The 14,821-nt window shown below is 63.3% G+C and carries 17 protein-coding genes and 1 pseudogene; 4 read left to right on the top strand and 14 right to left on the bottom strand.

The annotated features are described in order from the left end of the window. From VF436_RS14930 to queD, 8 genes and pseudogenes are all read right to left on the bottom strand, one after another. Nucleotides 1-633 (bottom strand): annotated as a pseudogene (locus tag VF436_RS14930) (F0F1 ATP synthase subunit alpha); the annotation flags it as partial. Between the two features lie 201 nt (nucleotides 634-834). Then, a complete protein-coding gene (locus VF436_RS14925; protein ID WP_330904825.1) occupies nucleotides 835-1,368 on the bottom strand; it encodes a F0F1 ATP synthase subunit delta in 534 nt (177 codons plus the stop codon). Between the two features lie 3 nt (nucleotides 1,369-1,371). Further along, nucleotides 1,372-1,842, bottom strand: a complete 471-nt coding sequence (locus VF436_RS14920) for a F0F1 ATP synthase subunit B (RefSeq protein WP_330904824.1) — start codon at nucleotides 1,840-1,842, stop codon at nucleotides 1,372-1,374. 90 nt (nucleotides 1,843-1,932) lie between these two features. After that, nucleotides 1,933-2,220, bottom strand: a complete 288-nt coding sequence (gene atpE / locus VF436_RS14915) for a F0F1 ATP synthase subunit C (RefSeq protein WP_330904823.1) — start codon at nucleotides 2,218-2,220, stop codon at nucleotides 1,933-1,935. Between the two features lie 67 nt (nucleotides 2,221-2,287). Then, complete coding sequence (gene atpB, locus VF436_RS14910) at nucleotides 2,288-3,121, bottom strand: F0F1 ATP synthase subunit A (RefSeq protein ID WP_330904822.1); 834 nt, start codon at nucleotides 3,119-3,121, stop codon at nucleotides 2,288-2,290. Between the two features lie 3 nt (nucleotides 3,122-3,124). Then, nucleotides 3,125-3,490: a hypothetical protein gene (locus VF436_RS14905; protein ID WP_330904821.1), complete on the bottom strand. Its 366-nt coding sequence runs from the start codon at nucleotides 3,488-3,490 to the stop codon at nucleotides 3,125-3,127. A gap of 204 nt (nucleotides 3,491-3,694) precedes the next feature. Next, entirely contained in the window at nucleotides 3,695-4,096 is a 402-nt protein-coding gene (locus tag VF436_RS14900) for a phasin family protein (protein ID WP_330904820.1), read from the bottom strand. Between the two features lie 154 nt (nucleotides 4,097-4,250). Next, on the bottom strand, nucleotides 4,251-4,613 hold the full coding sequence (gene queD, locus VF436_RS14895; protein ID WP_330904819.1) for a 6-carboxytetrahydropterin synthase QueD: 363 nt from the start codon (nucleotides 4,611-4,613) through the stop codon (nucleotides 4,251-4,253). 99 nt (nucleotides 4,614-4,712) lie between these two features. Between queD and VF436_RS14890 the strand changes: the two genes are divergently transcribed. Further along, nucleotides 4,713-5,132, top strand: a complete 420-nt coding sequence (locus VF436_RS14890; protein ID WP_330904818.1) for a hypothetical protein — start codon at nucleotides 4,713-4,715, stop codon at nucleotides 5,130-5,132. A 49-nt stretch (nucleotides 5,133-5,181) separates the two neighbouring features. Here the strand turns inward: VF436_RS14890 and VF436_RS14885 are convergent, their stop codons facing one another. Continuing rightward, a complete protein-coding gene (locus VF436_RS14885; protein ID WP_330904817.1) occupies nucleotides 5,182-6,930 on the bottom strand; it encodes a LysM peptidoglycan-binding domain-containing protein in 1,749 nt (582 codons plus the stop codon). Between the two features lie 180 nt (nucleotides 6,931-7,110). Here VF436_RS14885 and VF436_RS14880 point away from each other — a divergent pair, with 180 nt between their 5' ends. From VF436_RS14880 to VF436_RS14870, 3 genes are all read left to right on the top strand, one after another. Next, complete coding sequence (locus tag VF436_RS14880; RefSeq protein ID WP_330904816.1) at nucleotides 7,111-8,094, top strand: hypothetical protein; 984 nt, start codon at nucleotides 7,111-7,113, stop codon at nucleotides 8,092-8,094. 84 nt (nucleotides 8,095-8,178) lie between these two features. Next, on the top strand, nucleotides 8,179-8,916 hold the full coding sequence (locus VF436_RS14875) for an ankyrin repeat domain-containing protein (RefSeq protein ID WP_330904815.1): 738 nt from the start codon (nucleotides 8,179-8,181) through the stop codon (nucleotides 8,914-8,916). A gap of 129 nt (nucleotides 8,917-9,045) precedes the next feature. Beyond that, nucleotides 9,046-10,380: an Mbeg1-like protein gene (locus tag VF436_RS14870; RefSeq protein WP_330904814.1), complete on the top strand. Its 1,335-nt coding sequence runs from the start codon at nucleotides 9,046-9,048 to the stop codon at nucleotides 10,378-10,380. Nucleotides 10,381-10,443: 63 nt separating this feature from the next. On the opposite strand, the gene VF436_RS14865 is transcribed toward VF436_RS14870, so the two are convergent. The 5 genes from VF436_RS14865 to VF436_RS14845 all read right to left on the bottom strand — a co-directional run. Beyond that, nucleotides 10,444-11,862, bottom strand: coding sequence for a hypothetical protein (locus VF436_RS14865; protein ID WP_330904813.1), 1,419 nt, complete (start codon nucleotides 11,860-11,862; stop codon nucleotides 10,444-10,446). A gap of 6 nt (nucleotides 11,863-11,868) precedes the next feature. After that, a complete protein-coding gene (locus VF436_RS14860) occupies nucleotides 11,869-12,609 on the bottom strand; it encodes a type III secretion HpaP family protein (RefSeq protein WP_330904812.1) in 741 nt (246 codons plus the stop codon). Between the two features lie 7 nt (nucleotides 12,610-12,616). Then, nucleotides 12,617-13,108, bottom strand: a complete 492-nt coding sequence (locus VF436_RS14855; protein WP_330904811.1) for a hypothetical protein — start codon at nucleotides 13,106-13,108, stop codon at nucleotides 12,617-12,619. Nucleotides 13,109-13,319: 211 nt separating this feature from the next. Then, nucleotides 13,320-14,660, bottom strand: coding sequence for a FliI/YscN family ATPase (locus VF436_RS14850; RefSeq protein ID WP_330904810.1), 1,341 nt, complete (start codon nucleotides 14,658-14,660; stop codon nucleotides 13,320-13,322). Further along, a partial coding sequence (locus tag VF436_RS14845) for a hypothetical protein (protein WP_330904809.1) occupies nucleotides 14,638-14,821 on the bottom strand: 184 nt, incomplete at its 5' end. The genes VF436_RS14850 and VF436_RS14845, both read right to left, overlap by 23 nt.

Genomic DNA, 14,821 nt, shown 5'->3' with positions numbered 1-14,821 from the left:
CACGTTGGCGATCGACGAACGCTTCTGGCCGATCGCCACGTAGATCGAGAAGATGCCCGAGTCCTTCTGGTTGATGATCGCGTCGATCGCCAGCGCGGTCTTGCCGGTCTGGCGGTCACCGATGATCAGCTCACGCTGACCACGGCCGATCGGGATCATCGAGTCGACCGACTTGTAGCCGGTCTGCACCGGCTCGTCGACCGACTTACGCCAGATCACGCCCGGCGCGACTTTTTCGATCGGCGAGCTGGTCTTGGCATTCAGCGGACCCTTGCCGTCGATCGGGTTGCCCAGCGAGTCAACCACGCGACCCAGCAGTTCCGGGCCGGTCGGCACTTCGAGAATGCGGCCGGTGGTCTTGGCGGTGTCGCCTTCGCGCAGGTGCTGGTACTCACCCAGTACCACGGCGCCGACCGAATCGCGCTCCAGGTTCAGGGCCAGGGCATAGGCGCCGCCCGGCAGCTCGATCATTTCGCCCTGCATCACATCGGCCAGGCCGTGGATGCGCACGATGCCATCGGACACGCTGATGATCGTGCCCTCATTGCGGGCTTCCGCGCCGAGCTTGAACTGCTCGATGCGGCTCTTGATCAGTTCACTGATCTCGGACGGGTTGAGAGTGGTGCTGGACATGGTCGTATCCTTGGAAATCTAGAAACGAGTTAAGAGGCGTGAGGAGCGAGTAAGAGCGGTGTCGCACTGCTGCGCTTCGCTCCTTTCCAACGTCCCTCTACGCTCTTGTGCTGTTGGGAGGAGTGAGTTGTGGGTCGGAGCGGCATCGCATGGCTGCATGTCACTGGCTTCTCACGCCTCCCTACTCTCTGTCTGCTTTGTTCAGTGCGTCAGCGCGCTGGCGAGTCGCTCAAGGCGGCCGCGCGCGGAGCCATCGATCACTTCGCTGCCGGTATCGATCACCACGCCAGCCAGCAGCGAGGCATCGATCCGGGTTTCCAGTTCGATCTCGCGCTTGAAGCGGCGCTTCAGCGAAGCTTTCAGCTGTTCGGTCTGCGCGGTGTCCAGAGCCATGGCGCTGGTCACCTTGACCAGCAGCTGCGACTCGGCTTCGCGCTTGTAGGTTTCGTACAGGGCAGCGATTTCCGGCAGCAGCGAGAGACGGCCGTTGTCGGCAAGCTCGGCCAGGAACACGGCGAATGGCGACTTGCCATCCGTGCCCTGCGGCAGATGCAATGCCACGAGCTGCTCAGGCAGTACGCGTGGATCGTTGACGAGTTGGACCACGCGCGCGTCCTTCGCTACTTCCGCAGCGAAGGTCAGCGCAAGCGCCCACTCGCCGAGCGCACCGGAGGCACGCGCCACTTCGAAGGCGGCGCGCGCGTAGGGACGAGCGAGAGTGATGGCCTGGGACATGGCTCAGATCTCGGCCGCGAGCTGGTCGAGCATGGCCTTGTGGGCCGACGCATCGATTTCGCGCTGCACGATCTTTTCCGCACCCTGCACCGCCAGACGACCCACCCAGCCACGCAGCTCTTCGCGAGCACGCTGCTGCATGCTGGCCACTTCCTCGGCGGCGGCAGCCTTGACACGGGCCGCTTCGGCCAGTGCATCGGCATGAGCCTTGTCGACGATCTGGTTGGCCTGCTGTTGCGCCTTGTCGATGATCTCCGAAGCTTGCAGGCGAGCCTGCTTGACCTCGGCTGCCGCCTTGGCATCGGCATCCTTCAGTTCGGCGCGCGCACGCTCGGCGGCCGCCAGACCTTCGGCAACTTTCTTCTGGCGCTCTTCAATCGCGTGATTGAGCTGCGGCCAGATGAACTTCGTGGTGAACCAGACCAGGATGGCAAACGACACCATCTGGCCCAGGAAAGTCAGATTGATATTCATGACCTTTCCAAAAACTCCGTAACGCGTGGGACCGCCGGTACGCCGCGACCATCAAGGTCGCGGCGACATATCGCGCTGGCTACTAACGAATTAGTGGCCGAAGTTGCTGATGACCTGCGCGGTCAACGGGTTCGAGAACGCGAACAGCAGCGCCACGGCCAGGCCGATGATGAACGCCGCGTCGATCAGGCCGGCCAGCAGGAACATGCGGCCCTGCAGCAGCGGCACCAGCTCAGGCTGGCGAGCGGCGGACTCAAGGAACTTCGAACCCATGATGGCAATACCCAAGCAGGCACCCAGGGCGCCCAGACCGATGATGACGCCGATGGCGATCGCGGTCATGCCCTGCACATGGGAAATGAGTTCGGCGAGGTTCATTAGTGTTCTCCTGGGTATCGGTATTTAGAGGTTGTTAGATGTAAATGAAGCGAAATCGGGAAAGTGCTTAGTGATGCTCGCGCGCCGTCGCGATGTACACGATCGTGAGCATCATGAAGATGAACGCCTGCAGCAGGATGATCAGGATGTGGAAGATCGCCCACGCCGTATTGAACAGCACGCCTGGCAGGAAGCTGATCCAGCCGGCGAACAGCCCGGCGATCAGCATGAACACCAGCTCGCCGCCGTACATATTGCCGAAGAGTCGCATAGCGAGCGACACCGGCTTAGACAGGTATTCGATCACGTTGAGCGCAAGATTGAACGGGGCAAGGATGATCTTGGCGACCACGCCCTCGGCGTGAAACGGCGCGGTGATCAGTTCCTTGCCGAAACCTAGCGTACCCTTGGCCTTCATTCCGTGCGCCAGCACGATGAAAAACACAGCCAGCGCCAGACCGATCGTGGTGTTGATGTCGGCGGTCGGCACCCAACGGAAGAAAGTGTGATGCGCCACTTCTTCGCCAGCGGCGGTATGCACCGTCCAGCTGGGCAGATCCAGCGGCAGCAGGTCCATCGCGTTCAGGAACGTCACCCACATGAAGATCGACAACGCCAGCGGCGTGACCGTGCGACGGTCGCCATGGAAGGTGTCTTTCACCTGCGTGTCGACGAACTCCACGATGATCTCGACGAATGCCTGCCCCTTGGAGGGCACGCCCGAGGTCGCCTTACGCGCCTTCAGCCAGAACCACAGGCAGAACAGCGCGCCGAGCACGAAGGCCACCACCAGGGAATCCAGGTGAATCTTCATGAAATCGCCATCACCCAGGCTCACCACGTTGTGGTGAAGATGGTGCTGGATGTACTCGGTTAGTCCGCCTTGAGGCTCGCTCGCCATGTCTCAACCCTTGAATCGAAATGCCAGCAGATTTATTGCGTACGCAGCCACCAGCCCCGTGATGGCGGCCAGTGGCGGCAGTTTGTATTGACCCAGGATGACCATCAGTCCCCCGATGATTGCCATCCATTTCAAGACCATACCCGACAACAGTCGGCCCATCGCCATGCCGCCGCCTCCCAGACCCGCGAAGGTCCGCGCTGCCAGGAGCGCGGTCCCCAGCGCCACGACCGCGGCGCCCGCAGCACCCGCGATCGCATCGCGTGGGCCCTGCGTCAGGAAGGCCAATCCCACGATTGCCGCCACCGCAAGCTGCAGCAAGATAATGCGCAGCGCGAGACGACGTCCGGAGGCAAGACTGTTGAGCACGTGTGGTTCCCGCGCGGCTTCGCATCAAGCGGCACCGCTCCGGCAATAGGGCACGGTCCAATCCGAAAAAGTATATCAGCCGGGTCTTTCCCCCCACAAGCCAGCGACGGCGCCGACTTGTGTGCAAACGCAAGAAAAAACCGGGCCTTTGCGGGCCCGGTTTTCCTTGCTGCGTGGCGCAATGCGCCACGCAAGGCGTATGCCTTACTTGGTGACGACGGCAGCGGCAGCCTTCTTGACGGCGGCCACCGGCGCGGCGACGGCGTCATTGGCGGCCTGGTGCTGTTCCTGCACCAGCGCACCGAGCGACTCGGCGGTCTTCTGCGTCACGGCGAAGATCTCCTGGGTCACGGCCACGGCGCGCTCGGCGTTCTGGCGACCGAGATTGGCACCCTTCTCCCACAGGGTACGCAGGCCGTCGGCGTCACGGGTCTCCATCACTTCACTGATGAAATCGCTGGTCACCTGCGCGTGCTTCTCAAGTGCGGCCAACTGCAACTCAGTGACCTTTTCCAGGCCCTGCAGGGCCAGCGACTGCGCCTTGAAAGCGCTATCGGCCAGCTGCTTGGAGAAGGCAAAGATCTGGGAATTGATTTGCTGCGTCATGGCTAGTGTCCCTCATCGGGAGTTAGGTTAGTGACATGAAGCTTAGCAAGTGATTTTGTGCAGCGCAATATAAAAGTTGTAAAAATTTTATCAAATCAAAAAACCTTCATTTGATTCAATGAACTGGATCACACTGACTTATTTTCGCAACGCGTCAAAAATGATCCTTGCTACAGCTGGCGCCTGAGGTACAGGTCTCATGGACCACGACCTTGTCCAGGCCAGGCAGGCTCGGCTGTAACCGCTTGAAGATCCAGCGAGCCAGCATTTCGCTGGTCGGATTCTCCAGGCCTTCGATATCGTTGAGATAGTGGTGGTCGAGCTGCTCGTAGATGGGCGCGAATGCTGACTTGACGTCGGCAAAGTCCATGACCCAGCCCATGGCCGGGTCTGGCTCGCCGCCCACGTGAATTTCGATCCGGAAAGAGTGCCCATGCAGGCGGGCGCATTTGTGCCCCTCGGGCACATTGGGCAGGCGATGGGCCGCCTCGATCTGGAAGATTTTGAAGATATGCATCGGGCTATTGTAGCGCTCCGCCCGACTCGGGTTTTCCCCAGCTAGGCGCCACCACACGGCGACGATAGCGTGTGCCCAAGCCCTTCAAGGCAAGCACCGATGCGCAAACCCCTGATGTTGATGGCTGTTCTGCTGACTATCCCGGCATGGGCCGCGACGCCGCCCGACCCTGGCCTGCGTCGTGCGCTGTTGGCCACGGCCCATATCCGCACGCAAGCCGAACTGGGCCATCCCATACGTTTCGTGGTGCGCGAGTTGAGCACCTCCGGCGACTGGGCTTTCCTGCATGCCAGCATGCAGGAAGCAAACGGCACGGCGGTGGACTACACCGGCACACCCTACGCCGAGGCCGCCTCCCGCGGCCACAAATCGCCTAACTACGCCGCGCTGATGCATGGCGAGCACGGTCACTGGACCATCGTCACCGATAGCGTCGGCCCCACCGACATGGCCTGGCAGGACTGGGCCAGCCGATACCACGCACCCGCTGACCTGTTTCCAATGCCGTCAGGCGAATGACCGGCGGCGACTCCAGGCTCACGGATGCCCCTGCGCCCAATCATCCGCATCAGGGCGGCGCCAGGATGAACGATCCCGAGATGCTTGCCGAGTAGGTGTCGTAGTTGACTTGCTGGTTGCCTGGGTTCGGGTGATTGTTCGAACCGATCAGGGTGACCTTGCCATGATCGTTGCTGGCAACGATCTCGGTGTGCGACTCGCCGTGTGCACCATTGCAGATCCACACGTCACCGGGCTTGGCATCGGCCAGGCTCACCGTATGCCAGCCTTGCGCGCGCAGGCGGTTGTTGAGGTCGCTGACCAGGTTGGTGTGCCAGTTGATCTGCCCCGATTGCTTGAGCATCGCCGAGACGAAGTTGGCACACGACTCACTGGTGTCGACTCCGCTCTGCGTCACCCCGGCCTTCTCAAGGTCGGTTTCGTAGCGTCCCAGGTATTGCTTTGCCTTGTCGGCTGCGTTGGTGCCCTTGGCCGTGCCACTCCCTTGCTGCACGGGCGCTGCGTGGCCGCTGCCGCCCGTGCCAGGTAGATGGATGACCTGCCCCACGCTGATGCGGTTGGGATTGGAAATCTGTGGATTGGCCGATTCCAGCGCGGCCAGCGATACGCCATGACGCGAGGCAATGCCCGACAAGGTATCGCCCGGGCGCACCGTGTAGCTGCTGGCAGGCGTCGACGCGGGCTTGGACGCAGCGGCGGGCGCCTGGTTCGACGTCGTACCCGGGATGCGAATCGACTGGCCAGGGAAAATCAGGTTGGGGTTGGCGATCTGTGGATTGGCCGCACGCAGCGCCGCCAGCGATACGCCATGACTGGATGCAATACCCGACAGCGTATCGCCCGAACGTACCGTATAGCTGCTGGCAGGTGCGCTCTTGCTGGTACCGCTGCCTGGCAGGTGAATCTGCTCGCCGGGATGGATCTGGTTGAAATTGCCGATCTGCGGATTGGCCGCTTCGAGCGCCTTCAGTGACACGCCCTGCCGTTGCGCGATGCCGGACAGCGTGTCACCGGCCTGTACGGTATACGTGCCATTTGCGGGCGCCTTGCCCGACGAAGGCGGCGCTGTCTTGCCACTGCCGCTGCTGCCAGAAGGTGCCTGGTCACCGAACAACGCCGCTTCCTTGGCACGCCGGTTTACCAAGCCCTGCAACACCTTGCCGCCAGCATGCACGTAGTCGCCGAACTGCTTTTGCGCACCGGCATAGTCACCGCGATTGAGCGTGGCCAGCAGTCCAGGATAGCCGTTGGGACCAAGGTTATAGGTGAGACTTACCAAAGCATCGAACTGATTTTGCGTCAGCGGTACATGCACATTCTGGCGCACCGCATTCTCCGCGGTTTGCAGATCCTGCTTGAGATAGGTCTCGGCCTGCTGCTGCGTGATGGTCTGCCCCGGCTGTACGCCTCCCGTGTGGCCGTATCCAATCGTCCATGGCGCACCGCCAGTGCCTGGATCGGGATAGGCCTTGGCGCTGTAGCCTTCAAAGCCCTCGATCATCTTGACGCCGTCCTCGCTGATCGTCATGCCCGATGCCGACGAACCCTTGCCGGGCGCCGAGGCACCGCTTGCACCGGAGGTCGGGCTACTGCCACCGCCAGGCACATGCAGGCAATCGCCAGGATAGATCAGGCTCGGATTGCGAATCTGCGGATTGGCCGCCTCCAGCGCCTTGAGCGACACGCCCAGGCGTTGCGCGATGCCCGACAGCGTATCGCCATGCTGCACGGTATACGTGTCGCCACTGGCGGGAACGGCGGGTAAGGAAGACGAACGGACAGCACCGACTGCGGACATGGGAGCCTCGTGACGAGAGCGGAACAACCGCGTGATGGACGGCGATTGAACACGAGCAGCCAAGCCCCGCCCATCCGGGCTTTCCCCAGCTAGGGAAACACCTACCTAGGGAAAGCCCCAGCTGATTGCCGGACGCGCCAGGCCTATCGTTTGCGCATCATTCGTCAGGAGATGCAGGCGATGTCGCTGCTGCCAGTGTCCGTTCGCAATCTTGTCCCCACGGTGCTCGAAGCGGCTGATCCCGAGCTTGCCGCGGCCACCGAACTGGCCGATGCGGCCACCCATGCATCGACGCCGCAACTGGGTTTCAATCCGCAGTTGTCAAAGCTGACGCAGACCATGCGCGAACTGCCTGCGGCAAACGCCGCACCGGCGAGCTTCGCCAGCCAGCTGGCCGGCACCACGCCCGAGGCCATCGACATGCAGATGGCGCAACTGGCCAGCGATGTCTATGACCCGAGCAACGCTGGCAGCGACGGCTGGACACGCCTGAGCGACGACCAGTTGCGCCAGGCTGGCATCGATCCGTCGACGCTCGAAACGCCCTCCACCGGCTTCCGCGCTGGCATCTACCAGGATGGCAAGGGCGACTACGTGCTGGCGTTCGCCGGCTCCAACGACATCCCCGACTGGCTGAACAACATCTCGCAAGGGTTGGGCCTGCCATCGGCGCAATACGCACAAGCCGCCGCGCTGGCGACCCAGGCCAAGGTGGCATTCGGTGATCAGTTGGCCATCACTGGCCATTCGCTCGGTGGCGGCCTGGCGTCTATCGCTTCGCTGGCGACCGACACGCCGGCTGTCACGTTCAACGCCTCGGGCCTGGACGACAACACGATCAAGCAACTGGTGCCCGATGCCGACGTGGATGCACTCAAGCAACAGGCGGACAACGGCCTGATTCGTCGCTACGCCATCGACGGCGAGGCACTGACCACGGTGCAGGAGAGCACGCCGCTGCCCGACGCCGTCGGCCACAAGATCGAACTGCACGATCCATCGCCGGTCGCCAAGCCGGACATCCACTGGTACGACTGGCTCGATGGCAAGGGTGAAGCTCTGGAAGCCCAGTACGCCATCGACGTAGCCAAGCATCCGATCGACCTGCACATGACCGATGCCGTTTTGGCTGCCATGGCCAAGGACCATCCGTGGACGTCGTGACGACACCGTAGAAGCGATGATGACTTGTCGACACGGGGCGTCGCTGCTGGCGCCCCGTGTCGTTCATGCCCGCGACCGGACAGCATGACCGCGCCACCCATGATCCGTACGTTGATGATGACGCTGCTGCTGGTGGCCGCCAGCGCCAGCGGGAGAGATGCGATGAGCGATGCCGACAAGGTGTTTTCCAATCCACAGACGATGGCACTCGCCCAGGCCGCTGCCGGTGGTGACGTGGCGCGTTTGCGCACACTGGCCACGCAAGGCGCGCACCTGGATGCCACCGGCGACCACGATGTGACTCTGTTGCAGTGGGCACTGCTGCGCCAGGATCTCACCGCAATGAAGGCGCTGCTCGACGCAGGCGCCGATCCCTCGCTGCCCGGTCTTGGTGGCGATACGGTGTTGCACCTGGCGGCCAAGGCCAACGATCCACGCTATCTGGCGCTGTTGCTCGACCATGGCGCTGATCCCAATGCGCCGCACGGCATCACACACGCGCCTCCGCTGGATGCTGCCCTGATGAATCCGCAGAACGACAATTTCGAATTGCTGCTGGTGCATCACGCCGATCCCAATCGCAGCGATCGCATGGGCAACACGCCTCTGCATGTCGCCGCCCAGGTACACAAGAGCCATTGTGTGCTGGCCCTGCTGAAGGCCGGTGCCGATCCTACCCGGCGCAACCAGCACGGCGACACGTTCCAGGTGTATTTCAACATCCTGCCAGCCGGCGGACTCAATCCAGAGGCCAAGGCCACGCACGATGCCGTGCACCGCTGGTTGCAGGAACACCACGTCGCGCTCGAACGCGCGACCTGAGGCTTTCGCAGGTATTGCGTGGCTAGGGTTTTCCCTAGCTAGGGCGTGCCCTAGTTCAGGGAAAGCCCTAGCTGGCAGCGTCAAGCACGACAGCTATCGTCGATGGCACATGCCCCAGGAGTTCGCGCGATGCCTCTCGACGCCGCCGGCGGTGCCCGCCCCATCACCGACAACCTGCCGATCCAGCCTACCAATCCGCATGAGTCAGCCATCGCGACGGCAATACCCGCGCATACGGCATCACCACAACTGCCCTACAACATCCAGGGGCAACAGTTGGCCGCGCAGGCCAGGTTGCCGGTGCCGCAGGGTGGCTTTTCCGCGCAGGTCGAAGGCAAGGACGCCGAGCCGATCGATATGGACATGGCCAAGCTGGCCCAGGATTGCTACAACCTCGATAGCAAGAACATCGATGGATGGACACGACTGAGCGACGATCAGCTCAAAGCCGCCGGTATCGATCCGAAGGAACTGGATGATCCGTCCACCGGCTTTCGCGCGGCGGTCTACCAGGACGGCAAGGGCGACAAGGTGCTCGCCTTCGCCGGCACCGACCCCAAAAGCTTGAAGGACTGGAAGGCCGATGCCACGCAGGCACTTGGTATCGACACGGCGCAGTACAACCAGGCCATCAAGCTGGCAACGCAGGCCAAGGCGGCATTCGGCAACAACCTGGCCATCACCGGTCATTCGCTGGGAGGCGGCCTGGCCTCCGCCGCCTCGGTCGTAACCGATACGCCTGCCGTAACGTTCAATGCCGCGGGCGTCAACAATGCCACGCTCAAGCGTTTCGTGCCTGATGGCAACCTCGACGCCATGAAGAGCCAAGCCAACGATGGACTCGTGCGCCGTTATGCGGTGAAGGGCGAAGTGCTCACCGGCGAGCAGGAGACCGGCGTGGCCAGTGGACTGATCCCCGATGCGATCGGCCACAAGATCGAATTGCGCAATCCGAACAGGCCCAACTGGACGCTTGAATTTCCCGGCATCAACCTGATCACCGACACCGTCACCGGCGGGATGGACCACACCATGGGGGCCGTGCTCACAGCACTGCAACGCGATCAGCCCTGGGACCACAACGGCAACTACCTGCGCGACGATAGCGTGGTCGATCGCATCGCCGACAAGACCGGACAGGGTGGCAGCGCCGTCGCCAAGGCGGTCGATACCGCAACCGACAAGACGGGCGACGCGCTCAAGACCGGCGCGGACAAGGCCGCCAACCAGTTGGACAAGCTCGGCACGCCGGGGCATCTGGCCGGCAACGTGCTGCGCTTTGGCGGCACGGCGGCCAAGGACACCGTGAAGATATTCGGCGACCTGACCGAAGGCGGCATCGGCCTGGGAACGCACCTATTGCAAGGCGCCGAGCAATTCACCGGAGGCGCCATCAAGACCGGCGTGAACCTGTGCAAGAGCGCCGGTCACGCCATCAACAAAGCCATGCCCTGGAACTGGTAAACCGACAGCCGGGTCCAGCTGATGCGGCGCCCCAGGGGCGCCGTTTTTTTCCCTTGGATTCTCTTAAGGTTCCTGTGGCCAGTTCCACAGATACCGCGGTGGCAGGCGGCTGCGGAACTCGGCCAGATCCACGCGCGCAGGATAACGGCCCGGTGTCGATGACGGGGTTGCACGAGCACCACGACGATAACGGCAGCGTGTGCTGCGTGGCCGACGCCGACGACGCATCGCCGCGATCGCAGCCTGCTTGCGGCGCTCACCATCGCGCCGATCATCATCGGCCTGTTGCGTTTCTTCCTGCGGCTGCGCATCGCCCACCTTGGCGTCCAGCCCATCGCCCGTACGTCGCGTAGCCGCCTGTTCGTCACGGCCGATCGCATCGATGCGCCGCATGCGATCGCTTACAAGGGTGAATTCCAGGCTGCGACCAGCCCCCAAATCCACCACGCGCGTTCCACGCATGGCAGCGGCCTGGGCAGCGACGGCCTGAGGATCCACGAAGGCAGGCACTTGCTGCGCCACTGGCCCCGATGTCGCATGGGCACTTCCCATCTGCGCTGCCAGCAGGGCCAGGATCTCCAGCTTGGCCTGATTGGCATCGCCCGGAATCGGCACGGGCGTCCAGTTGGCATACGCAGGCATGGAGGCCAGAGGATTACTCTGCACGGAAGGCAACACCACCTCGGTACGTGCCGCACCCGGCATGGATGGCGGCGGAGGGATCGAATCCGAGTCGCGCAAACGCACCTGGCTGGCGCGCACGGCCACGACTGCGTCGCGCGAAAAAGCGGTCGTAGCCGCGTCGCGCGAGTCAGCCAGCGTCGTGGCAGTACCGGCAGGCGCCACATCATCGCCGGCGACCGGCATGGTACGAAGCGTTGAGGCCTGGGCGGGGGTGGACGCCACCTGCCTGGCCATCGCTGCAACAGGATCATCGCGCTGCGGAAGCAGACGCGTGGAAGGTGATGATGCCGCGATGGGGTCGGACATCCGCGCCGGTGTCGCGACAGCCGATGGAAATACCCGATTCAATACGGCGCTGGCCGTATTGATCACATCCTGTGTCGCCTGTGCGCTCGATGGCATCACATTCACGCTACCGCTGGATACGGGTGTGGCGTAGCTCTGCGGCGGCGCATTGGCCGGCAAGGTCAGGTCCATGCGCGCGGGCGCCAGATCGCTGCTTCCGCCGCCCAGTGAAGAAAGACTCTGCGCGATGCTGCCGATGTGTGCGGGCGGCAGGTCGATCACCTGGCTGAGATGGAGGCTGCTGCCGGCCTGCAGGCCCGGATTGATCGCGAGGATATCGCCGAGCGGCACGTTCAATACGTTCGCCAGGTCGTTTACCGTCGTTCCGAACGACAAGGGGAACTGGAAGCTGAGATTGTCCTGCCCGCCCGCCAGGGGATCGTTGACACCCGGCAGCCCTAACGGGTTGCCGGCATCCCCGATGATGGTCTTGATGCTTGCGCCAAACCCCATGACGGCCTACCCCAACCGCACCGGCTGCACATCCAGGCTGCCCAGGCGGCTGTTGGCGAACCGCTCGATCAGCGCGGGCGCACCCTCGATCATGCTGCGATAGGCAGCATCCGAACGCGTATCGGCGCGTAGCGACCAGCCGGTGTCCGTGCGACTGAGCCAAAGCTGCGTATCGGGCAACAGGCCATCCTTGAGTGTAATCATGATCTCGCGCGACTGTGCCGCGCTGCGCCCCTGGGTGTCGGGCACCAGCAATTGCTTGACGTGGCGTTCGATCAGCTCAGCCAACGCGGGCGCCAGCGACGCCTGGCCTGCGGCGCCAGGCTGCTCGATCGCCTGTTGTGCCACGACCTGCGCCTGATGCAGCACCTGCATGCCGAGGTTGCCCTGCGGGGTCTGTCCCTCGTCCTGGCTGTCCTGGCTGTCGTCCTTGCCACTGCCATCGCCGCCGTCGCGCAAGCGCAAGGCATCGCCGCGCGCCTGCGCCTGATCCATCTGACGTTGCAGCAGTTCACGCAGGAACTGCTCCTGGTCGGGCGCCTGGCGCGCCGAGCCTGCCGCCGTGGCGGTGTCACCGGCATCGTCATCACGCGCTTGGGCATCGTGGCCGTCCATCAGCCGACGAAAACGTTGCACGTCTTCGTGATCGTGCCCAGGCTGCACCTTGTCGTCATGCGATGGCGATGCATGGCGTGATGGCTGGCTTGAGGTGTGTGACGTCGAGGATGACGGAGATGACATATGCATGGCGACCTCAATGCGACCGTTGGCGCAGCAGTAGCTCTTCCAGGTTGTGCTCTTCGCGCCGTTCCTCATGGCCACGCACGTCGCGTAGCCAACCCTGTTTCATTTCATCCACGGCATCGAGCTTGTTGCGCGCCAGGCGCCACGCCTGCGCGGCGAGCTCGGCGGCCTGGCGCGCTTCCTCGCACGTCGCGGCTCGGGCGTCGCGCTCGATATGCCGCTGCACGATGGTGTGATCGAGCAAGGCCAGGTGTCGTTCGTGGCGATCCATCGCGAGCGCGGTCGGTACTCCGCTCTCGAAAAGGGCGGCCCATGAACGCACCGCAAAATCCTCCCGCACCTGGCGCGCCAGCATCAGCGCATCCTCGGCTTCGTCCCACTGATGTTGCGCCTGGGCATGACACTCGCGGCAACGCTTCATTTCCGACTCCAGCGCGTGCAAGCGGATACCACGCACCGTGCGCAGGGGTTCGAGCGGAAAATGGGCGGATTGACGACTCATGCAGACCTCGTGATCCTGCGAAGGAATGAGGAGCGGTCAGCGAGAGCGAATGCCCTATGGCTTATGGTCTGCGTGTTGGCTGCTAAGTATCTGTGCTCGCCGAATGCCACAGGCGAGGGCACCCACGGATACGCGCTCACCGCCCTCCCCTCATGCCTGACATGACTTGCAGGCAACGCAAGCAGCACCATACGCATCGCGCCAACGCAGTTCATGTGCATACTCCGGTCAACCGCGTACGCGTCGCAGCAAATTCAGCGACTTCATGCGTACCCTGTCGCAGCAACTGGTTGATCGCGTCCATGCGTGCAATGGCGGTATCGGCATCCACGTCGCCACCGGGTTTGTACTCACCCAGTTGCAGCAGCATCTCGATATCGCGGTACTTGGCCAGATACCGACGCAGTTGCCCCGCGGCGCGCTGATGCGTCGGTGGCGTTACGCGCGGCATCAGGCGACTGGCGCTGGCCAGGATGTCGATCGCCGGATAGTGATTGGCCTGGGCCAGCCGGCGCGACAGATAAATATGACCATCCAGGATGGAACGCACCTCCTCGGCGATCGGGTCGCTGCCGTCTTCGTCCTCCATCAGCACGGTGTAGAACGCGGTAATCGCGCCCCGCGCATTGGTACCCGCGCGCTCGAACAACCGTGGCAACGCCGAGAATACGGAAGGTGTGAAGCCACGCCGCGATGGCGGCTCGCCCATCGCCAGGCCCACATCGCGCAGGGCACGTGCGAATCGCGTGACCGAATCCATCATCAGCAGCACATTCATGCCGCGATCGCGGAAATATTCGGCAATGGCCGTACCCAGCCAGGCCACCCGGCTGCGCTCCAGTGCCGGGCGGTCGGACGTGGCGACCACGACTACGCTGCGCCGCAGGCCATCCTCACCCAGGCTGTCGTGCAGGAATTCGCTGACCTCGCGGCCACGCTCACCGACCAGCACGATCACGTTCACATCCGCCCGTGCGTTGCGGGCAAGCATGCCCAGCAGCGTGCTCTTGCCTCCACCAGCAACCGCAAAGATACCAGTGCGCTGGCCACGCCCGATCGTCAATGCCGCATCGATCGCGCGCACTCCGGTATGCATCGGCTCGTCGATGGCCTGGCGCTGCAACGGATTGGGCGAGGCGGCATACAGCGGCACACGCTCGACGTCCAGCAATGGGCCGCCTTCATCCAGTGGATCGCCATGCGCATCGATCACGCGTCCCAACAGGCTCAGACCTGCCGGTGCCGTGGCCTGACGGCCCGTGGCCGTCACGGTGGTGGCAGTCGAGATGCCCTCCAGCGGGCCCAGCGGCGTGAGCAAGGTCTGTTGCTGCGACACGCCGACTACCTCGGCAGGCAGGCAGAAACCCGTGTCTTCCTGTTCGAGCATGCATAGTTCGCCGATGGCCGCCCGAACACCCGTGGCACGCACCAGGGTGCCGTAGGCTTCGGCCACACGCCCGACACGTTGCAAGGTGTCGCGCCGGCTGAGTGCGCGCAGCAACGGGTCATCGGCTGCCGCCAGGCGATCTTCAGGCGTCGTTTGCGCGTTCACGCCGACCTCCCGTAGGTTGTTCGGCCGCGGCCAGGATGACTCGCGCCTGTTCGAGCTGTTCGTTGAACCCGGCACGCACCATGCCGCCCGCCGATTCGATCACGCAGTCGAAACGATCCAGTTCCGGATCGCCAATGATCTCGGTATCCGGGGCTGCGGCA

The organism is Dyella sp. (assembly GCF_036384435.1).
Taxonomy (GTDB): domain Bacteria; phylum Pseudomonadota; class Gammaproteobacteria; order Xanthomonadales; family Rhodanobacteraceae; genus GSA-30.
This window is presented reverse-complemented; position numbering and strand designations above follow the sequence as displayed.

Coding starts and splice junctions, on each gene's coding strand:
- VF436_RS14925 (WP_330904825.1), bottom strand. CDS start 1,368: ATGTCCCAGGCCATCACTCTCGCTCGTCCCTACGCGCGCGCCGCCTTC.
- VF436_RS14920 (WP_330904824.1), bottom strand. CDS start 1,842: ATGAATATCAATCTGACTTTCCTGGGCCAGATGGTGTCGTTTGCCATC.
- atpE (WP_330904823.1), bottom strand. CDS start 2,220: ATGAACCTCGCCGAACTCATTTCCCATGTGCAGGGCATGACCGCGATC.
- atpB (WP_330904822.1), bottom strand. CDS start 3,121: ATGGCGAGCGAGCCTCAAGGCGGACTAACCGAGTACATCCAGCACCAT.
- VF436_RS14900 (WP_330904820.1), bottom strand. CDS start 4,096: ATGACGCAGCAAATCAATTCCCAGATCTTTGCCTTCTCCAAGCAGCTG.
- queD (WP_330904819.1), bottom strand. CDS start 4,613: ATGCATATCTTCAAAATCTTCCAGATCGAGGCGGCCCATCGCCTGCCC.
- VF436_RS14890 (WP_330904818.1), top strand. CDS start 4,713: ATGCGCAAACCCCTGATGTTGATGGCTGTTCTGCTGACTATCCCGGCA.
- VF436_RS14885 (WP_330904817.1), bottom strand. CDS start 6,930: ATGTCCGCAGTCGGTGCTGTCCGTTCGTCTTCCTTACCCGCCGTTCCC.
- VF436_RS14880 (WP_330904816.1), top strand. CDS start 7,111: ATGTCGCTGCTGCCAGTGTCCGTTCGCAATCTTGTCCCCACGGTGCTC.
- VF436_RS14875 (WP_330904815.1), top strand. CDS start 8,179: ATGACCGCGCCACCCATGATCCGTACGTTGATGATGACGCTGCTGCTG.
- VF436_RS14870 (WP_330904814.1), top strand. CDS start 9,046: ATGCCTCTCGACGCCGCCGGCGGTGCCCGCCCCATCACCGACAACCTG.
- VF436_RS14865 (WP_330904813.1), bottom strand. CDS start 11,862: ATGGGGTTTGGCGCAAGCATCAAGACCATCATCGGGGATGCCGGCAAC.
- VF436_RS14860 (WP_330904812.1), bottom strand. CDS start 12,609: ATGCATATGTCATCTCCGTCATCCTCGACGTCACACACCTCAAGCCAG.
- VF436_RS14855 (WP_330904811.1), bottom strand. CDS start 13,108: ATGAGTCGTCAATCCGCCCATTTTCCGCTCGAACCCCTGCGCACGGTG.